Origin of the sequence: Pseudanabaena sp. Chao 1811, from assembly GCF_027942295.1 — a bacterium.
Taxonomy (GTDB): domain Bacteria; phylum Cyanobacteriota; class Cyanobacteriia; order Pseudanabaenales; family Pseudanabaenaceae; genus Pseudanabaena.
Window position 1 is genome coordinate 1,697,501 of sequence record NZ_CP101416.1, and the last position, 18,465, is coordinate 1,715,965.

The following is an 18,465-nucleotide window of genomic DNA, read 5'->3' on the forward strand; positions in this document are numbered from 1 at the left end:
TTGCCAACTTTAACTTTTAATTACGAGGCTTTCACTCTCTTTGGCGTGTCATTCCAAACACTTCATCTAATCTCTGTTGTACATTATTGCTGTCCTATAACCCCAATCAGTCTTGCCGATTGGTTTGGGCTCTTTCCCGTTCGCTCGCCGCTACTTAGGAAATCATTATTTATTTTCTCTTCCTTCAGCTACTAAGATGTTTCAATTCGCTGAGTTCGCTCTTTCCCGTCTATTTTATTCAACGGGCAGTATTTAGGGTTGCCCCATTCGGAAACCTGCGGATCAGGGCTCGCTTCCAGCTCCCCGCAGCTTATCGTAGGTAACCACGTCCTTCATCGCCTTCTTGTGCCTAGGTATCCACCGTAAGCCCTTTGTAGCTTGACCTCTGTATCTCTACTTTGGATCTACTTGCTTCTTAATTACTATTACTATGCAGTTTTCAAGGTTCTTTCTAAATTCTCGCTCTCGCTAGAATTTAGCAGTCTCTCTAGTTTTTTGTCTTATGTGACATGACTAGATGAGTTGCTAAACTCTTGCTCTTGCTTTTGTTGGTCTTTCGTTAGTAGTTTGGTGGAGATAAGGAGATTCGAACTCCTGACTTCCTGCGTGCAAAGCAGGCGCTCTACCAACTGAGCTATATCCCCAGAGTTAACTATTGCTTTTGGCTTTTTGCCTCTAGCTTTTAGCTTCTCAAGTGGGCCATACTGGACACGAACCAGTGACCTCACCCTTATCAGGGGTGCGCTCTAACCAACTGAGCTAATGGCCCGTTTGTTCTTAGCCAAATTTAGAACCTGACTTAGTTTGAAAGCTTTCCAATAAACTTCGTTCGACCTTGGGATGACTTATGCCTGACTTAATTCTGTATTGGTTCAGTCTAGACATAAATAGGTCTCCCTATAAGGAGGTGATCCAGCCGCACCTTCCGGTACGGCTACCTTGTTACGACTTCACCCCAGTCACCAGCCCTGCCTTAGGCGCCTCCCTCCGCGAACGGTTGAGATAACGACTTCGGGCGTGACCAGCTTCCATGGTGTGACGGGCGGTGTGTACAAGGCCCGGGAACGTATTCACCGCAGTATGCTGACCTGCGATTACTAGCGATTCCGCCTTCATGCAGGCGAGTTGCAGCCTGCAATCTGAACTAAGACCGGGTTTATGAGATTAGCTTGCATTCGCATGCTCGCGACTCTTTGTCCCGGCCATTGTAGTACGTGTGTAGCCCAAGGCGTAAGGGGCATGATGACTTGACGTCATCCCCACCTTCCTCCGGTTTGTCACCGGCAGTCTATCTAGAGTGCCCAACTTAATGATGGCAACTAAATACGAGGGTTGCGCTCGTTGCGGGACTTAACCCAACATCTCACGACACGAGCTGACGACAGCCATGCACCACCTGTGTTCCAGCTCCCGAAGGCACTCCTCCCTTTCAAGAGGATTCTGGACATGTCAAGCCTTGGTAAGGTTCTTCGCGTTGCATCGAATTAAACCACATACTCCACCGCTTGTGCGGGCCCCCGTCAATTCCTTTGAGTTTCAATCTTGCGACCGTACTCCCCAGGCGGGGTACTTAACGCGTTAGCTACGGCACTGACCGGGTCGATACGGCCAACACCTAGTACCCATCGTTTACGGCTAGGACTACTGGGGTATCTAATCCCATTCGCTCCCCTAGCTTTCGTACTTCAGCGTCAGTTGAGATCCAGCAGGACGCTTTCGCCACTGGTGTTCTTCCAGATATCTACGCATTTCACCGCTACACCTGGAATTCCTCCTGCCCCTATCTCTCTCTAGTCTTACAGTTTCCATTGCCTTTCCAAGGTTAAGCCTCGGGCTTTGACAACAGACTTATAAAACCGCCTACGTACGCTTTACGCCCAATAATTCCGGATAACGCTTGCATCCTCCGTCTTACCGCGGCTGCTGGCACGGAGTTAGCCGATGCTTATTCGTTAGGTACCGTCATTATCTTCCCTAACAAAAGAGGTTTACAATCCACAGACCTTCGTCCCTCACGCGGTATTGCTCCGTCAGGCTTTCGCCCATTGCGGAAAATTCCCCACTGCTGCCTCCCGTAGGAGTCTGGACCGTGTCTCAGTTCCAGTGTGACTGGTCATCCTCTCAGACCAGTTACCGATCGTCGCCATGGTGTGCCGTTACCACTCCATCTAGCTAATCGGACGCAAGCTCATCTACAGGCATTTAAACTTTCACCCGAAGGCACATCCGGTATTAGCAGTCATTTCTAACTGTTGTCCCGAACCTATAGGTAGATTCTTACGCGTTACTCACCCGTCCGCCACTAGTACCGAAGTACCCGTTCGACTTGCATGTGTTAAGCATACCGCCAGCGTTCATCCTGAGCCAGGATCAAACTCTCCATGGTGTCTATCAGTTTCAAGATTTCTCTCTACTCCCTCTAGCTTTTTTCCTTTCGGATGGGTTTGACTTTTTTTTGCTTTTCGCTTATCCTGTCGGATAGCTGGTTATTTTTCAATAATCCAGTCTTTATTTTCTTGACGAGGTTTATTGGTTTCTTAAAGCTTTCAAACTATTCTTTTGTCTAGGTTCTCGCGCCTTTCCTTTCAGTTCGGTTCGCTTCGCTTTCGCTTGGCTCCCCTTCAGCGCTTTATTAATATAGCTACCTTAAATCCCTTTGTCAACTACTTTTCCGAAAAAGTTTTTTTGAGTCTCCTCTGCTAGAGCTGAATACCTTCCTAGGTAAAGCCTTGATAGTGAAATATTCTTTTAGATTTGACCTCCTTAATCTGCTTATCAAGGCTTGGAAGGCTACTGGTTGACAATATACGAGGAGGGAGTTGCTTTTATTTGCCCCGATCGCACTAGAGCTTGGTAGATAAAAGCGGCAACTTCAGCTCTAGTTGCAGTCTGATTAGGATTTAGAATTTTTAAATTAGGGTAATTGACAACCATCCGATTTTCAGTTGCGGCAGCTACACTATTACGAGCATAGGTAGGGATAGTGCTTGCATCTGAGTACACTTGTAAGGTTAAGTCAGTAGATTTAGTGGGGGAATAGCCTAAACCATTGGCTAGAGAAACCAAAATCTGGACACGGGAAATATTTTCATTTGGGCGAAATGTGGTAGCAGAATAACCAGACATAAAGCCTGTGGTATAAGCTTTTTGAATGGCGGTAGCAGCCCAATAATCTGAGGCAACATCGGTAAAGGTGGTGTTGCCACGGATAGTTTGCTTATTCATTGATTGACTGAGAATGGCAGCAAATTGTGCTCTGGTGACAGGAGCATCTGGACGGAAACTACCGTCGGGGAAGCCTTTAATAATATTTCTGGCGGCTAGTTCTTGGATAAAAGTTTGTGCCCAGTAGTTAGCAGGGACATCCTTAAATGAGACTTGATTAGTCGGTGTTGTTGGTGTAGATGGTGGGGTAATGGGTGATGTTGATTGACCAATATTGACTGAGCCTTGAATAAGTTTGGGGTTCACTTGGTTGCCGATCGCTACGACGGTGACTCCCGAAGCATTGTTAATATCAGCTTGCTTATTATTTTGAAAAATATTTTGACCAGGGCTCGCAGTTGTACCGAGATCGACCGTAGGCTGACCTTTACGATCTTTCAAGATTACTAATCCGTTTTCTTGGTTATTGGCAATGAGATTATTGCGAAATGATGGGGTAGATAAATTAGAAACTACAACCCCCCCACGGTTATTGACAATACGATTGGAACTCACAGCTACTTTTGAGTTTTGACCGATCGCTAGACCAAATCCAGTGTTGTCAAAGGTATTCGACTGAATATTTCCTGTACTTGTCCCAACAGCCGAAAGACCATTTGCACCATTTTTGGTAAAAATGTTGTTGCTAATATTGGCGGAAGTTGCACCTGTTAAGAAAACTCCGTCATGGTCAGAGTTGGCAAATGTATTGTTGGTAATAGTGACATTTTGGGCAGATTCTAACCAAAGAGCATAGCCCCTAGTATTTTTATTAGTTAGAGTAATGCCTTCAATACGAGCGCCATTGCCTGCAAGCATGGCAATATTTTGGCGAGCAAAGGTGGGACTAATAAAGCCACCTCCACCTAAAATAATAATTTCTTGCCCCTGATTAGTGGGATTGCCACGCAAAGTTACACCTGCGGGGATTGTGAGGGGGAATTGTTCTCCTGTTGCAGTGGAGTAAGTCCCTGATGCTAGTTGAATAATCGCCCCATTTTGTGGATTTTTTTTGAGTGCGGCTGTTATTGATCTCAATGGCTGATTGGCATCAAGTCCTGAATTAGTATCTGAACCATTAGGAGAAACAAAAATAATTGTATTAGCTTGGGCGATTTGTAGAGTTGTTGAATTTGAGATTTCCGAATTAGCATTTGTAACATTCTGAGCGATCGCTACCTCAGTTAATGTGACAATTTGAGATAGTCCAAAAGTCAAAAGAAATGAAAGTCTCAGAGATGTCTGTGAAAATGACATAAATTTATCCTCTACAATTTATTTAAGTCTCAAATTCTTAAGTCTTGGGTGTCCAGCTTGACGCAAAGCCTCTCAAAATAGTTTCTTGAGCAGCTTTGAGCGCTAGGCACCAAAACTTCAACTAAATATACAGCCAAGTTTTAATTTTGGTTTTGCATTGATCGAGGTATTTGTGAGTTCACTTCCTGTTCCGTCCCATATCCACTACGAGCTTTTACTTCAGTTACTGGAGCGCCAGACCTTGCCTGCACTGCATAACGAGATGAAACAACCTCATTTAGGGGCAAAGCTAAATGTTTCTAGAGAGCATCTTCAGGCTGCAATTATTAATTTACGTAAAGCCTTTGCTTTGCAGAAGCAGGTTGAAGATCTATGCGAATACCACGGTATTCAAGTTTCTTATCGTTGGTCACTGAGTGAGTCGGAGCAAGAAATGGGGAAATCATTAAAAGAAATTTCTAGTCCGCCTAAAGATACTTAAGCATTGCCAAGCAATAAGCCGCCGATTGGGTTAGGGCAAAAACACTCCCCAAGAAGAGAAAGGTGGCGCGATGTGCCACCTTTCTCTTCTTGGGGAGTATGTACTAGGTATCTGGGCAACCGCTGTACTTTGTGTTCTTGCCTAAGGCAACTCCTAATATAGAAATAGAGTGCAGAAGTCTACATATGTCTTTGGACTTGAGTTTACAAAAGTTGAACGCAATTGTGACGAAATTGTTACAATGTGGAGGAGAGTTATTTGTAAATATTAAATATGGTTCAGACTGCATCGCCTACTTTTTCCCGTGAAGATTGGCAAAAGGGATATGAGTCTCTGCGTACTGAGCAAGCTTATTGGATTGATGAAATTGAGGGGGCAATTCCTTTAGGGCTAGAAGGAACTTTATTTCGGAACGGACCTGGGCAGCTTGATATCAATGGTCAGAAATATGGACATCCTTTTGATGGAGATGGGATGATCTGCGCGATCGCCTTCAAAAATGGCAAGGCACATTTTGCGAATCAATTTGTGAAAACACCTGAATTTTTAGCAGAGCAGAAAGCAGGGAAAATTTTATATCGGGGTGTATTTGGGACACAAAAGGCTGGGGGATGGCTGAGCAATATTTTTGATTTGCGGAATAAAAATGTTGCAAATACCAATGTGGTTTATCAGGGAGGTAAGTTACTAGCTCTATGGGAAGCAGCACACCCTTACTCCCTCAATCCTAAAAGTTTAGACACAGTGGGGTTAGAAAATTTTGGTGGTAAGTTAGGGGCAGGAGAGGTTTTTACCGCACATCCTAGAAAAGACGATCGCACAGGGGATCTATGGGGATTTGGGGTACAGCCAGGACCTAAGTCCACGATTTCGATTTATCGGATCACACCTCAAGGTGAATTATCAACGGAATCTCAGGTTAAGGTTTCAGGATTTTGCTTCCTGCATGATTTTGCTTACACGCCTAACTATCGGATTTTTATGCAGAATCCTGTTTCCTTCAAGCCCTTACCCTTTATTTTGGGATTGGCTACGGCTGGTGAATGTATTGAATTAAAGCCAAATTCGCCCAGTCAGTTTTTACTGATCGATCGCCAAGGTAATTTACAAACTATAGAAACCGATCCTTGTTTTGTCTTTCATCATTGCAATGCCTTTGAAAAAAAATCCGAGCAGGGTGATGAAATTATTGTGGATTCGGTTTGCTATCCTGACTATCCCAAATTAGAACCCAATACAGATTTTCGAGAAATTGATTTTGACAAAGTAATTGCGGGGCAGCTATGCCGCTTTACGATTAATCCCCAACTTGGCACAGTGAAGCGAGAATTAATCTTAGAAAGATCCTGTGAGTTTCCTGTAGTACATCCCCGCTGTGTAGGGCAAGAGTATCGTTATGCCTATATTGGCGCGATCGCAAAGGAATCAGGTAATGCACCTTTGCAGGCGATCGCTAAGGTCGATATGCAAACGGGCAAGCAAGAATTTCATAGCTTTGCGCCACGCGGTTTTATTAGTGAGCCAATTTTTGTCCCCCGCGATCGCAGTGCAACTAGCGCGGAAGATGATGGATGGGTATTGACTTTAATTTTTAATGCTGAACATAACCGTTCGGATCTAGTGATCCTTGATGCTCAGAATATTTCTGGTAAACCTGTAGCGACTTTGCATTTAAAGCATCATGTCCCCTATGGATTGCATGGTACTTTTACACAGGAAGTTTTCTAAGAAAAAAGCGATGCATTGCGTCGCTTTTTTCTGTGCTAATACAACGCGAGTTCGGGATAATTTGAAACAGGCTTTGATAGATGTTTTGCTATGCAAACCATCTATCAAAATCCAAAAGCAAAATCCTTGCTAAGCAAGGATTTTACTTTTGGATTTTTAAAATTTGCCAGCTTAACCCAAACAGCTATAAAAAAAGGTCTAACGGAAAATGTCCGTGAGTGCCGCTATATCCATCGGTAAAGTCGGTGTGAAAAGAAAGCAATACACCACGATAAGTACCTTTGTAATTATCGGTATGATAGCGACGGCTGCGCGGATTATATTTTAGATAAATACCATCCGCGATCGCGGGTAAATCGGCTGTGGGTAAATCGTATCGAAAATGCGCCGCATAATTTTGTAAAGTTTGCAAGGCTTCTTGAGTGCTATCAGCACAGATCCCAAAAATGTGATAATCGGCTTGTTTAGTCAAAAAATCTAGGGCTTCACAGATTTGAGATCGGCGCTCTGGAGTCGCTGTTTCTGGGTCTAAGTCACTTAATTCCCAGAGAACACGCTCAGCATCGGCGATAGTTAAATTATTGCTCATGGGTTGCGAAGTGAAGGAAGAAGCTCAATTGTATTATGAACATCAATGAAGAAATCGCGCGTTTGAGAGATCTGCTACCCGCATCTTGGCGCATGTATACATCAGTTAAGTCCAAACCTGAACAACCTGAGTTACTCTCTAGCCTGCCCATCTTACCTTGGCAAAGAGGAACCCAACTAAATATCAATTTTCGTCTATGGAGACAATTGACTGAAGCCCAAAGAGACTTGTTATTTTTGCATGAGATAAGCTGGCGACAACAGACTAAATGGCTGCAAATGGGGGCTTATCAGGGTATTGCCGCAGTATCTGTGGTGGGGGGCATAGTTGAAGCAGTACAGGGTGATGTCACGGGCATTGCGATCGCCTTATTGCTAGGAACCATCGGTTTTAACCAAATTTTGCGGAGTCACAAAAGCTCACAGGTAAAAGTACAAGCTGATAATGAGGCGATCGCTGTTGCTCAAAAACGTGGCTATAGAGAGGAGGAAGCAGCTCAAGCATTACTCGAAGCCATTCCTGCGATGGCAAGGTTAATGGGACGAAATACACCAGAATTTACGGAATTGATCCGTTGTCAAAATCTAAGAGCGATCGCAGGGCTATCCAAAACAACGATCCCAGACAAAGAAATTAATGATTTTTAAGCATATATATACAGAAAATATAATGTAAATACACTGATAGATAACAAAAGGATTGTCACGATCAATCAACTCTTTTTGAAGTGGTGCTAGTTATAATACGAAAATATATTTTTATGCTAGTATTTAAGGCTTTATAGGATTAGATAAAGCTGAATCCTAGCGTGTTTAATCCTCAGAATAAAAGGGTCTCAGTATGAGCAGTTGTAGAAATGCCCTAGAAGAACTAGTCATCGAAGAAGCAGAAGCACAATACAAACGATTAGGTGCTGATGTAAAAAAGCGCGTTGATCTCAGTGAAGTGATCGCTTATACGCTAAATCGCTTACCACCAATGTATGCAACTACTCAGCGTGGCTGGGTACAACAGCGCAAAAAAGCCGATCAGGAATTAGGGGCGGCGATCGCTAAGACAGTACGCAACGGATTTTTAAGTACTCAAAGTGATGTTTTACGGCAGCAAGATCCAATCCCTGCCCATGAGCTAATCAGCCAAGCGCGCTCACTAGTTAAATTAAGAAAATTATTTAATAAAGACTATCTCAAGTGGAAAGATGTTCCCGATGTTGTGCGCGATGCTCTAGATTCAGGTTATTATCAAGGTTTATCTAATGGCACATACATCAGCTTAGATCGTCGCAATTCGCTATTAGCTCGCAGCTATGCAGTGCGTCGCCGAGCAACACCTATTTTAAATAGCTCCTCCAAATCTCCTAAGACTGAGCAAGATATCTCTGCGGAAATTAGGGATTTCGAGTCATATATGTCAGGAACTGTTTATCGATACAGCAATATTTTAGAAAGTTTAGTATCTGCGATCGTGGAGCGCCGAGTCCAGCGCCTTGACGAAGCAATTCAGAAAAAAATTAGCATTGATGATGTGGCTGCCTATGTCCTCAATCGATTGCCTCCGATGTATGCCACTAGTCGTCGCGGCTTACAAAGCCTACGCCAGAGGGTCAAGTCAGAGATGACCAATCAAATTATTAGTATCGTCAAAGAAGCTTTAGTAAAGGTAATCCAAGCCCCTGAACGAGCTTTATCTCCATTACCTTTTGAAAGATTTAATCTCGAACTAGAAGATACCCTAGTTCAACTACGTGAATTACTCCAAAGGGATGACATCACTTGGCGCAATATCGCAGAGATTGTCGAAGAGTGTTTAAGAGCACCTAGATCCGATTATCCAGTTTGGCGGGCAAAACATGATGTTTGATCAAACATCTTTTTCATAAAGAAGAACAGTTATACAACTCTTATTTTTTCGAGATTGCTATAGTAACAGTAGTAAATTAATTAAAATCAAACCTCAGCCTACATTTAATATGCTTAGCCCTATTTTGCAAACTAAAATCGAAAGCCAGATCAAAACTAACAAAATCTTCCTTTACATCAAAGGCACACCTCAACAGCCCCAATGTGGATTCTCTGCCGCAGTTGTCCAAGTATTTAATGCCTTGGGACAGCCCTATGAATCTGCCAACATTTTGGAAGATAACGATTTGCGCCAAGGGCTAAAGGAATTTTCCAGTTGGCCAACTTTCCCTCAAGTGTATATTGATGGCGAGTTTATCGGTGGTTGTGACATCGTGATGGAACTGAATAATCGCGGTGAACTAGCACAAATCGTCCAAGAGGCGATCGCTAAGTAAATCAAAAAGGGCGCTAAGCGCCCTTTTTTTATAGGACTTTTTGTAATGCCTTTTTAGTACGATTCCAAGCCCATGTCCCAAGGGCAAGCACAATCACACTAAAGGCGATTAAGACGATCTGAAACCCCAAAAATCCCTTCTCTCGCCCCCCAAATGTACTAGTGGAAATATCAAGGGCGATCGCAATTAGAGCAAGGGGTAAACTCGCCGCAATATTTTCGCCATTATTTAATAAACCAAATACTTTGCCCCGCATATTTTCAGGCGTATGTTCTTGGATTGCCGTTTGCATAGGAATCGCAATCATTGCCCCATGAATACCAATAAAACCTCCAACAGCTAGCCCCACCCATACATTAGATACAAAAGCAAACATCAATAGCCCGATCGCCATCCCGATAAAACCTACAAAGGGCAAGGGTCGATGGGCAAAGCGATCGCCAAATTGCCCCAAAATAAACGCACCAATTGCTAAGCCAACACCTACCGAAGCAATAAAAAAACCAAAATCATCACGATTATTTGTGACCACTTCAGCCAAATTGAGGGATAGTTTTTGCATCGTTCCTAACACCGAATAGAGCAGAGTTAGCTGGATCATCGCTCCACCAATCAAATGATGATGCCTTACATATTTAAAACCATCCTTTAAGTCTGACCAAATTCCCACCCCTTCTTTTTTCGGCTCAATTATTTCATCCTTGGGCAATATAAATAAAATGAGTCCCGACAAAATATAGATAGAACCAAGCAAAAGCTCACGACTATATTCCCTCGCACTAGGAACAAGATGCATTGTCCATGTCAGCAATGGTGAACCGATCGCAAAGCCCACAATTAACGAACCCACCATTGTGATCGTAAATAGAGCATTGGCTGGTAATAGATCGGACTTCGGCACGATCAAGGGAATTGCCGACTGTTCAGCAGGGGCAAAAAAGTTGGTAAGCGTAGAAATGATAAAAGTGATTAACAAAAGCACCATCAGCGAATGGGGCAGAAAGGGAATCACAAAAATACAAGCCCCCCGCAGAAAGTTGCATAAAATCATCACCTCACGTTTAGGATGCCAATCCACAAAAATTCCTGCGATCGAGCCTAAAAATACCGCAGGCAAAGTCATGGCAATCATGATCAATGACTCACGGGTATTCACAGGTACAGGATAATCTTTGTAATCACTAGAAACAGCGATCGCAATTAGCAAGATCAGCACAATTTTATCGACCAGTTGCGACAGGATTTGCGCGATCCATAGTGCTAAAAATTGACGATTACGCAAAACTGTTAAATAGCCAGCAGTCGAATTCAGATCGGGTTGAGACATCAATTAAGGTAGCTAAAGTAGCATTCAGAGAAATATTGTATAGCGATCAGAAAGGCGGCGCGTTGCGCCGCCTTTCTGAATTATTGAGGGTCTGTTCCATTCATGAAAACTGCCTTCTTGTACCGAGCTTATCCTGACGTTTATTTTTGAGATCATTCCCCCCTTTTCCCCTAGCGATCGGAATGACTTCTGCTGACGACATTTCTCGCGCTGAGCGAATTAGTAAACCTGCAATAAATAAACAAGATAGGGTTGAGCTACCACCATAGCTCAAAAAAGGAAATGGCAAGCCCGTGGTTGGTAACACTCCAGTTGCCACACCCACATTCAAGATTGCCTGTACCACTATTAAAGATGTAGAGCCAAGGGCAATTAAGCGAATGACAGGATCTTTACATTTATAGGTCACGGACAAACCAATCGTGCCGTAAATCATGACCAACATCAACAAACAAATCCCACCAAACAAGCCAAATTCTTCTGCAAAAATGGCGAAGATAAAGTCTGTATATTGAATTGGGAGAAATAGCTTTTGTTGCGACAACCCAAAACCACTGCCCCACAAACCACCTGAACCGATCGCCATCAAACTCTGCACCAACTGATATCCATCTCCCGCTTGATCTTGCCAAGGATCAAGAAAGGACATAATCCGTCGTCGTTGATATTCCCGAAAAGTCACACTGGCTACAGCAACACAAGTACCTAAAGCTGCCGTCCCAAACATCTGAATGCTCGGTAAGCCTGCTCCTAACGCAATCAACCATAGCGTAATACCACAAAGCGCTGTTACGCTCAAACTGGGCTGCATCAAAATACCGCCCAAAACCAACAAAAATATTACGATCCAGAAAGTTCGCGTTTTCCAATGGGTACGATTCCAATTGCCGAAAAGTTGGGCGGCTTGCAAAATCAAAAATGGCTTGATTAACTCCGATGGTTGCAGCAAAAATGAGCTTGACCCCACTGACAGCCATCTTGTTGCTGCATTTCGCGTGGTTCCTAATCCTGGGATATGCGTCGCATATAGCAAAGCCAGAATAATAAATAAGAAGATTGGGCTAATTTTGAGCATGAACCGTAATGGCAAATGCACAATCCCGTTAAAAATCAATAAGCCGATCGCTGCCCAAGCCAATTGATATTTGAAATAAAGCGTGCCATCCTTGAAGGCAATATCCGCAACAGGATAGGATGCCGAGAAAAGCACAGCTAATCCTGCAAATAGCCACAAAAACGTCAGCCAGCGGAGGAGGCGAGCTTCTGTTGCCCATTTATCGACGGTGCGATCGAAAAAGGGGAAGGCTTGAAAAATTTGGAGGAGTTTCACGGTTGCGTGGGGACTTGTGTATTTAAAAGCAAAGCAATATTTCGTGATGCTATTTTAACCACGATTTTTCGCGATCGCTGAAAACAAAAAATTATTTCTTGCAATTACTTGAAGAGAGACACGGCACAAAGCGCTATCCCTCTCCTTTATACGTGCAACTCAAAACTCAAGTTATAAAGTTTGCGTAAATTACAGACCTCATAATCATTGATATTCGTGTCATGTAATTCCAGATTATAAAAATCAATAAATTCTTCTTCAAAAAGGGGACCAGCGTGCCAAGTGCCAGCATTGAGCTTGATGAAACAATTGCCTGTAATCCGAAATGCGGCAATTTGCTCTAAATTAATCTGATCGGTTGCTGATGCGGGGGCTACCGCCATAAACCATTCCTTACCGCCAAGAGAGCCAAGACATTGTGTACATTGCTGATGCCGCGCCAAGCTCTGAAATTTCAAACCAACTTTGCGGAGATGCATGATGTAAAAACGCGGAATCCCTGCCAAAGATAGCTGAGCATCCTTCTCATCAAATTGCTTACCATCGTCAGTAGGAAAAATCACCTGACCATAGGGCTGAAAGTTTTCAGGTGTGATTAATTGCGGAGTTAATTGAGTTGTTAAATTTGCGATCGCCATATTCAAACTGCCTCCCTAAAAAGCGAGTTCAAAAATACTAAATAACTCCTTGAGATTTTGCTTGTCTTGCTCATCGAAAGGAAAAATGATGTTTTTAATTTGAGTGGGAGATCTTTGTTTAATACTTAAAATTTCCACACCAACTATCTTGTTTTGTTCATCAAAGTCACAAATAACCCCATCAGCCACTTCTTCTGACTCTACAATTTCTGTTTCTCGCATACGAATGTAAGCAGCATTAGCGATCGGGTCATATTCAACTCTCATAATTTCCCTCGCATTTTTCGATCAAAATATACTGAGACAACTTTATTAGGGATGACTTTCACATTATAAATGACCCGCAAAACCCTATTGTCGTAATCAGTAATGGTTAACAGAGCATGTCGTAAATCAGGATCTTTGGAGTCTAATTCAACTTTTTGAGGTGCGCTTAAAGTCATCTTAATCCAATTCAAGGATATTTGGCGATCGCTAATCCTTAATTTTGCGTGTTCAGTTAGCTCAAAATCCACGGGAAATTTTTAAATTTTGTGATGCGAATATGCGTAGCTTCAGGGTTTATTTCCCATAGACAATATCTAAATTATCTAATTTTTTATTTAAGCCTGCTTGAGATTCAAAGCTTCAATCATGATCCGAATATTTTCAGCTTGAATTTTCACTGTTTCCGCTTGCAGTTGAGCCGAAATTGCATAGCGATCGGCAGTTGCACTTTGTTGTTTAGTGACTTCCTTGAGTTCGTGTAACTCATCTTTTATATCCACCACATCAAGGGCAACCACATCACGTTGAGTGTAAAGATGCTCAATCAGGCTATCTAATCTACTATTGGTAGATCTCAATTCTTGATTAGTAGCACGTAATTCTTGGCGTAATGCTTGAGATTCTTCAGTTAAAGCAATCAAAGCACTCTCTACGCGATCTAGTCTATTGTTTATTTCTTGAGTCATTTTTAGCTCCCTTGGCTCACAACTCAATTCTATACCTGATGTAAGCCCATCATAAAGTACATCAAAATGCGCTTGAGAGGCGCAATTTGCAAAAGGAGCAACCCAAAGCGGCGTAAGACTTTGAAGAACCAATTATGGTTAGAAAAGAGGATGTTAGAAATATGTGTCAGCAAAATCACACCGAGGTTATCCCACTTACGTTTGGATTCGTAACGCTTTAGGACAGCGATCGCGCCGAGATCTTCTTTGTTTTGATGAGCAGCTTTTAACACCTTGGCTAAAGCATTGACATCACGAATACCGAGATTCATGCCCTGCCCTGCGATCGGGTGCGTGGTATGCGCCGCATCACCAATTAAGGCTAAACGGGACTGGATATATGTCTGGCTATGCATCCAACGGGGAACATAGTTGGCGCGTTCACGGGAAATTACTTTAATCTTGCCGAGCTTTTCCATGAGGGGATTACCAAAACGTTGAGTTAACTCTTGGAGAAATGTCGATTCATCGAGGGCAAGCAGATGGGGCGTTTCCTCAGTAGTGGCAGTCCAGACGATACAAGAGCGATCGCTACCGAGTGGCAAAATTGCGAAGGGTCCACTGGGCTGAAATCTTTCATGGGCAAAATTTTGGTGAGGCTTTTCTGACTGAATCGTAGTGACGATGCAGGTTTGTTCGTATGGGCGTTGATCGATCGCAATATTGGCTAATTGCCGTACTAGCGATCGCCCACCATCGGCTCCCACTAATAATTTTGTTTCTAGATATTGCTCACCAATGTCGGAGCTTATTTTTACGCGCATGACATTGCGCTCTGTGACCTCCTCAATATCTAAAATTTTGGCAGGACAAATTAATTCCAAATTTTGACATTCCCGCGCAAATTCCCAGAGCGAAGCCAAGGTCACTGAATTTTCGACAATATAGCCTAAGGCTTCTTGCCCCATATCTTCGCGCCGCAATTGCACCTGATAGGGCAGATCACCTTCTGAGACTTGGATCGCGTGCATCGGTGTAACTCCACGACGCTGCATCCCACCCCACACACCGATATTTTGCCAAATCTGGCTCGATCCATAGGCGATCGCACTGGCGCGACCATCGGCAGTAAATTCTCCGCGCAAGAAATTACCATTAGCCTCAATAATTCCCACTTTGAGATCACGGGTTGCCGCGCAGTTCTTATCACCTAGCGCACAAGCTAAACTCGCGCCCACCATACCCGCACCAACAATTAGTACATCAAACATGAGTTAAATTATTACTCCTACTACTCCAAGAGAAGATACTTTGCGTTCTCCCTTGATTATCAATGGTTCTAGTTGAATAGAAGGCACAAAGCGTCTTTTTTTGATTGCTCGATAGCTTTACCTCAAGAGCGTAAAACTTCGTGTTCTCTCTTCATTATGGACGCTTTGTAAAGAAATATTGCAGAAGTATAGATATTTTTAACTAGAGCGCTCACAAATGATAACCAAAAAATTACTAGCAGATTCCTAGCAAATTACTAGCAAAACAGGCTACAACTAACAAACGGGTAGGCTGGTATGGTATAGAAAACAATAGAGATTTTATGCTTGCTTCTTGCCATGAGATTTCAGCACAGCAGGAAAATTTTGGACTAGAAAGAAATATTGGAGAAAGTTGGATGAGTTCCCCAGCAGCACTGTCAGCGTCATTAGTACAGATTGTCAACATTGAGAGCGATCTGCGTGCCGCCAATTCTCGTCTGCGATATCGTCTCAAGCTCGTCGAGGATTTGTGGGAATCAGTCCTATTAAGAGAAAGCGGTCAAGAACTAGTTGATTTATTGAGGCAACTGCGGGCGATGTGTTCACCAGAGGGGCAAGCCCCTGAATACCCTGCGGAAGAAGTGCTAAAGGTGGTTGAAAGTCTAGATTTACACCAAGCAACCACAGCCGCTAGAGCCTTTGCTTTATTTTTTCAACTCATTAATATTGTTGAACAAGATCATGAGCAGGAACAAACTAGCATCTATCGGGTTAGTCCGATCAATAGCGAAACCGAATATCCCGTTGGTACCTTTCGCTGGCTATTTCCTGAACTGAAAAAGCTCAATGTACCACCACGTCAAATCCAAAAGATCCTAGACAATCTTGATATTCGCCTCGTCTTCACTGCCCACCCTACGGAAATTGTGCGCCATACCATTCGAGAGAAGCAGCGCACGATCGCCAAGATGCTCAAGGAATTAGATCGCTTAATCGGCTTTCGTGGCGATGAAGCTGTCACCCAAGCGATCGCTATGAACTGGGAAGCAGCCTCATTACAAGACCAAATAGCAGAGGAAATCCGTCTCTGGTGGCGCACTGATGAGCTAAACCAAATTAAGCCCACTGTTTTAGACGAAGCCGACTACACCCTACATTATTTTGAGGAAGTTTTATTTGATGCGATCCCAGTTCTTTACGATCGCATTGCCTCCGCAATTTCTGTAACTTTTCCGAAACTAAAGTTACCGCGCTATGACTTTTGCAAATTTGGTTCATGGGTTGGCAGCGATCGCGATGGCAATCCCTATGTCACCCCCGAAGTCACATGGCAAACCGCCTGCTATCAACGCAATCTAGTTTTAAACAAATATATTAAGTCCGTAGATCGCCTCAGCCGTTTACTGTCACTATCCCAAAGCCTCAGTGATGTCTCTCAAGATTTACTAGACTCCCTTGGTGATGACCAAATCCATTTACCTGAAATTTACGAGAAATATTCGATCAAATTCCGCCAAGAGCCTTATCGACTCAAACTCGCCTACATCAAAAATAGACTAGAGAGAACGCGCGATCGCAATCAAAAGCTTCGCCATAGCGGTTGGCAAGCCTCGGAAATGGAATTGTCTACCAAAGGGCAAGAGCATCAGCTATATACCAATGTTGCCGACTTCTTATCAGAGTTAAAGCTAGTTCAAGCCAGTTTAATCGAAACCAAACTCAATCCGAAGCCCCTTGAGAATCTGATCCGCCAAGTTGAGGTCTATGGTTTTCACCTAGCACACCTTGATATTCGCCAAGAAAGTACGCAGCATAGCAATACGATCACCGAAATTGCCGAGACCTTGCAACTTTTACCCAAGCCTTACGATGAACTCACTGAAGTAGAAAAGGTGACTTGGTTAACGCAAGAGCTAAAAACGCGCCGCCCAATGATCCCTGCCAATCTAAACTTTAGTACCAAAACCAACGAGATTATTGAGACATTTCGGATGGTGGCAAAGGTTCAACAGGAATTTTCCGTAGAAATTTGCAACAACTACGTGATCAGTATGAACCGTAGTGTCAGCGATATTCTTGAAGTATTGCTCCTCGCCAAGGAAGCAGGACTCTACGACCCTGCTACAGGCAAAGGCTCCCTCAGCATTGCCCCCCTCTTTGAAACGGTCGAGGACTTGCAAAGCGCACCGCCAATTATGACGGAGTTGTTTGAATTGCCCCTCTATCGCGCCTATCTTGAAAGTCACGATCATCTACAAGAGGTGATGCTGGGCTATTCTGACAGCAACAAAGATTCAGGATTTTTGAGTAGTAACTGGGAAATTTATAAAGCCCAGCGGGCGCTGCAAGATGTTTGCCAAAAATATCAGGTGGAACTACGGATGTTTCATGGACGTGGCGGCTCAGTTGGACGTGGTGGTGGCCCGACCTATGAGGCAATCTTGGCGCAACCCGGTCGCAGCATCGAAGGCAGGATCAAGATCACCGAACAGGGTGAAGTACTTGCCTCAAAGTATTCATTGCCCGAAATCGCTCTTTACAACCTCGAAACGATCACCACAGCAGTTATTCAAGCTGCCCTATTACCCAGTAGCACCGATACCCTCGATTGCTGGCTGGACACGATGGAAGAAATTTCTAAGCGATCGCGCCAAGTGTATCGCCATTTAATTTACGAGCAGCCGAATCTGGTGGAATTTTTTCACCAAGTTACGCCGATCGAAGAAATTAGCCAGTTACAAATCAGCTCCCGTCCTGCCCGTCGTGCGGGTAAGCGCGATCTTGGCAGTCTCAGAGCCATTCCTTGGGTATTTAGTTGGACACAAAGCCGCTTTTTATTACCCTCTTGGTATGGCATCGGTGCAGCCCTAGAAGAATTTCTCCAAGAAAACCCCGACGGGCATTTGTCACTATTGCAATATTTCTACAGCAAATGGCCATTCTTTAAAACGGCGATCTCCCGTGTCGAGATGACGATCGCCAAAACCGATCTGCAAATCGCCCATCACTACATGCGAGAGCTAACTAAAGAGGGTTACGAGGAAGCCTTTGTCGAAATATTTGCGGAAATCACCGAAGAGTTTCAACGCACACGCAAAGTACTGCAATTGATCACAGGTCAAAAACAAATGCTAGATAGCGATCGCGATCTCCAAAGATCAGTGCAGCTCCGCAATGGCTCAATTGTGCCACTTGGATTTATTCAAGCATCTTTACTCAAGCGTCTCCGTCAACATCGTCCTGATACCGTCGATCTGCGATCGCGCTATTCCAAGAACGAGCTATTACGTGGGGCATTACTCACTATTAACGGCATTGCGGCAGGTATGCGGAATACAGGTTGATCCCTATTGATAGAAAGCACCCTAGGGGTGCTTTCTATTTAGAGCGCAAAGCGTTATACATCCATGTTACGATTTTGGACAAACTG

At 43.7% G+C, this 18,465-nt stretch carries 15 protein-coding genes, 2 tRNA genes and 2 rRNA genes (1 of these 19 running past the window's edge); 6 read left to right on the forward strand and 13 right to left on the reverse strand.

Going from position 1 to position 18,465, the window contains the following annotated elements:
* From NMG48_RS08005 to NMG48_RS08025, 5 genes are all read right to left on the reverse strand, one after another.
* A 23S ribosomal RNA gene (locus NMG48_RS08005) occupies window positions 1–384 on the reverse strand (it extends 2,438 nt beyond the left edge of the window).
* Between the two features lie 184 nt (window positions 385–568).
* Window positions 569–644 (reverse strand) — tRNA-Ala (locus NMG48_RS08010).
* A 51-nt stretch (window positions 645–695) separates the two neighbouring features.
* Window positions 696–769, reverse strand: a tRNA-Ile gene (locus NMG48_RS08015).
* A gap of 131 nt (window positions 770–900) precedes the next feature.
* Window positions 901–2,386 (reverse strand): 16S ribosomal RNA (locus NMG48_RS08020).
* The 16S and 23S rRNA genes sit together here with 2 tRNA genes alongside, the layout of an rRNA operon.
* 404 nt (window positions 2,387–2,790) lie before the next feature.
* Window positions 2,791–4,461: an S-layer homology domain-containing protein gene (locus NMG48_RS08025; RefSeq protein ID WP_271254737.1), complete on the reverse strand. Its 1,671-nt coding sequence runs from the start codon at window positions 4,459–4,461 to the stop codon at window positions 2,791–2,793.
* Between the two features lie 172 nt (window positions 4,462–4,633).
* Between NMG48_RS08025 and NMG48_RS08030 the strand changes: the two genes are divergently transcribed.
* Both NMG48_RS08030 and NMG48_RS08035 read left to right on the forward strand, forming a co-directional pair.
* Window positions 4,634–4,942 carry a DUF5340 family protein gene (locus tag NMG48_RS08030; RefSeq protein WP_271254738.1) on the forward strand — a complete coding sequence of 103 codons (309 nt, stop codon included), beginning with the start codon at window positions 4,634–4,636 and terminating at the stop codon, window positions 4,940–4,942.
* A gap of 273 nt (window positions 4,943–5,215) precedes the next feature.
* On the forward strand, window positions 5,216–6,670 hold the full coding sequence (locus tag NMG48_RS08035; protein WP_271254739.1) for a carotenoid oxygenase family protein: 1,455 nt from the start codon (window positions 5,216–5,218) through the stop codon (window positions 6,668–6,670).
* Between the two features lie 184 nt (window positions 6,671–6,854).
* Here NMG48_RS08035 and NMG48_RS08040 read toward each other — a convergent pair whose 3' ends face one another.
* Window positions 6,855–7,259, reverse strand: coding sequence for a DUF1824 family protein (locus tag NMG48_RS08040; RefSeq protein ID WP_271254740.1), 405 nt, complete (start codon window positions 7,257–7,259; stop codon window positions 6,855–6,857).
* A 35-nt stretch (window positions 7,260–7,294) separates the two neighbouring features.
* Here NMG48_RS08040 and NMG48_RS08045 point away from each other — a divergent pair, with 35 nt between their 5' ends.
* From NMG48_RS08045 to grxD, 3 genes are all read left to right on the forward strand, one after another.
* Entirely contained in the window at window positions 7,295–7,906 is a 612-nt protein-coding gene (locus NMG48_RS08045) for a DUF3318 domain-containing protein (protein WP_271254741.1), read from the forward strand.
* 193 nt (window positions 7,907–8,099) lie between these two features.
* Complete coding sequence (locus tag NMG48_RS08050; RefSeq protein ID WP_271254742.1) at window positions 8,100–9,119, forward strand: late competence development ComFB family protein; 1,020 nt, start codon at window positions 8,100–8,102, stop codon at window positions 9,117–9,119.
* A 109-nt stretch (window positions 9,120–9,228) separates the two neighbouring features.
* Entirely contained in the window at window positions 9,229–9,555 is a 327-nt protein-coding gene (grxD, locus tag NMG48_RS08055; RefSeq protein WP_271254743.1) for a Grx4 family monothiol glutaredoxin, read from the forward strand.
* 28 nt (window positions 9,556–9,583) lie between these two features.
* On the opposite strand, the gene NMG48_RS08060 is transcribed toward grxD, so the two are convergent.
* The 7 genes from NMG48_RS08060 to NMG48_RS08090 form a co-directional block, all read right to left on the reverse strand.
* Window positions 9,584–10,882, reverse strand: coding sequence for an MFS transporter (locus tag NMG48_RS08060; RefSeq protein WP_271254744.1), 1,299 nt, complete (start codon window positions 10,880–10,882; stop codon window positions 9,584–9,586).
* A 100-nt stretch (window positions 10,883–10,982) separates the two neighbouring features.
* On the reverse strand, window positions 10,983–12,212 hold the full coding sequence (locus NMG48_RS08065; protein WP_271254745.1) for an FtsW/RodA/SpoVE family cell cycle protein: 1,230 nt from the start codon (window positions 12,210–12,212) through the stop codon (window positions 10,983–10,985).
* A gap of 146 nt (window positions 12,213–12,358) precedes the next feature.
* Window positions 12,359–12,850 (reverse strand): ureidoglycolate lyase, encoded by a 492-nt coding sequence (locus NMG48_RS08070; RefSeq protein WP_271254746.1) that lies wholly within the window; start codon window positions 12,848–12,850, stop codon window positions 12,359–12,361.
* 15 nt (window positions 12,851–12,865) lie between these two features.
* Entirely contained in the window at window positions 12,866–13,117 is a 252-nt protein-coding gene (locus tag NMG48_RS08075) for a DUF2283 domain-containing protein (protein ID WP_271254747.1), read from the reverse strand.
* Window positions 13,114–13,365 carry a DUF4258 domain-containing protein gene (locus tag NMG48_RS08080; RefSeq protein ID WP_271254748.1) on the reverse strand — a complete coding sequence of 84 codons (252 nt, stop codon included), beginning with the start codon at window positions 13,363–13,365 and terminating at the stop codon, window positions 13,114–13,116. Before NMG48_RS08080 ends, NMG48_RS08075 begins: the two co-directional genes overlap by 4 nt.
* Before the next feature lie 87 nt (window positions 13,366–13,452).
* Window positions 13,453–13,803, reverse strand: a complete 351-nt coding sequence (locus tag NMG48_RS08085) for a hypothetical protein (protein WP_271254749.1) — start codon at window positions 13,801–13,803, stop codon at window positions 13,453–13,455.
* Between the two features lie 29 nt (window positions 13,804–13,832).
* Entirely contained in the window at window positions 13,833–15,053 is a 1,221-nt protein-coding gene (locus tag NMG48_RS08090) for a UbiH/UbiF/VisC/COQ6 family ubiquinone biosynthesis hydroxylase (protein ID WP_271254750.1), read from the reverse strand.
* 398 nt (window positions 15,054–15,451) lie between these two features.
* Between NMG48_RS08090 and ppc the strand changes: the two genes are divergently transcribed.
* Complete coding sequence (ppc, locus tag NMG48_RS08095; protein WP_271255259.1) at window positions 15,452–18,379, forward strand: phosphoenolpyruvate carboxylase; 2,928 nt, start codon at window positions 15,452–15,454, stop codon at window positions 18,377–18,379.
* Window positions 18,380–18,465: the final 86 nt, after the last annotated feature.

Excerpts from the sequence above, each read along its gene's own strand:
- ppc (WP_271255259.1), top strand. The coding sequence starts at position 15,452 with ATGAGTTCCCCAGCAGCACTGTCAGCGTCATTAGTACAGATTGTCAAC.
- NMG48_RS08050 (WP_271254742.1), top strand. The coding sequence starts at position 8,100 with ATGAGCAGTTGTAGAAATGCCCTAGAAGAACTAGTCATCGAAGAAGCA.
- NMG48_RS08040 (WP_271254740.1), bottom strand. The coding sequence starts at position 7,259 with ATGAGCAATAATTTAACTATCGCCGATGCTGAGCGTGTTCTCTGGGAA.
- NMG48_RS08085 (WP_271254749.1), bottom strand. The coding sequence starts at position 13,803 with ATGACTCAAGAAATAAACAATAGACTAGATCGCGTAGAGAGTGCTTTG.
- NMG48_RS08075 (WP_271254747.1), bottom strand. The coding sequence starts at position 13,117 with ATGAGAGTTGAATATGACCCGATCGCTAATGCTGCTTACATTCGTATG.
- grxD (WP_271254743.1), top strand. The coding sequence starts at position 9,229 with ATGCTTAGCCCTATTTTGCAAACTAAAATCGAAAGCCAGATCAAAACT.
- NMG48_RS08025 (WP_271254737.1), bottom strand. The coding sequence starts at position 4,461 with ATGTCATTTTCACAGACATCTCTGAGACTTTCATTTCTTTTGACTTTT.
- NMG48_RS08070 (WP_271254746.1), bottom strand. The coding sequence starts at position 12,850 with ATGGCGATCGCAAATTTAACAACTCAATTAACTCCGCAATTAATCACA.
- NMG48_RS08045 (WP_271254741.1), top strand. The coding sequence starts at position 7,295 with ATGAACATCAATGAAGAAATCGCGCGTTTGAGAGATCTGCTACCCGCA.
- NMG48_RS08060 (WP_271254744.1), bottom strand. The coding sequence starts at position 10,882 with ATGTCTCAACCCGATCTGAATTCGACTGCTGGCTATTTAACAGTTTTG.
- NMG48_RS08090 (WP_271254750.1), bottom strand. The coding sequence starts at position 15,053 with ATGTTTGATGTACTAATTGTTGGTGCGGGTATGGTGGGCGCGAGTTTA.
- NMG48_RS08035 (WP_271254739.1), top strand. The coding sequence starts at position 5,216 with ATGGTTCAGACTGCATCGCCTACTTTTTCCCGTGAAGATTGGCAAAAG.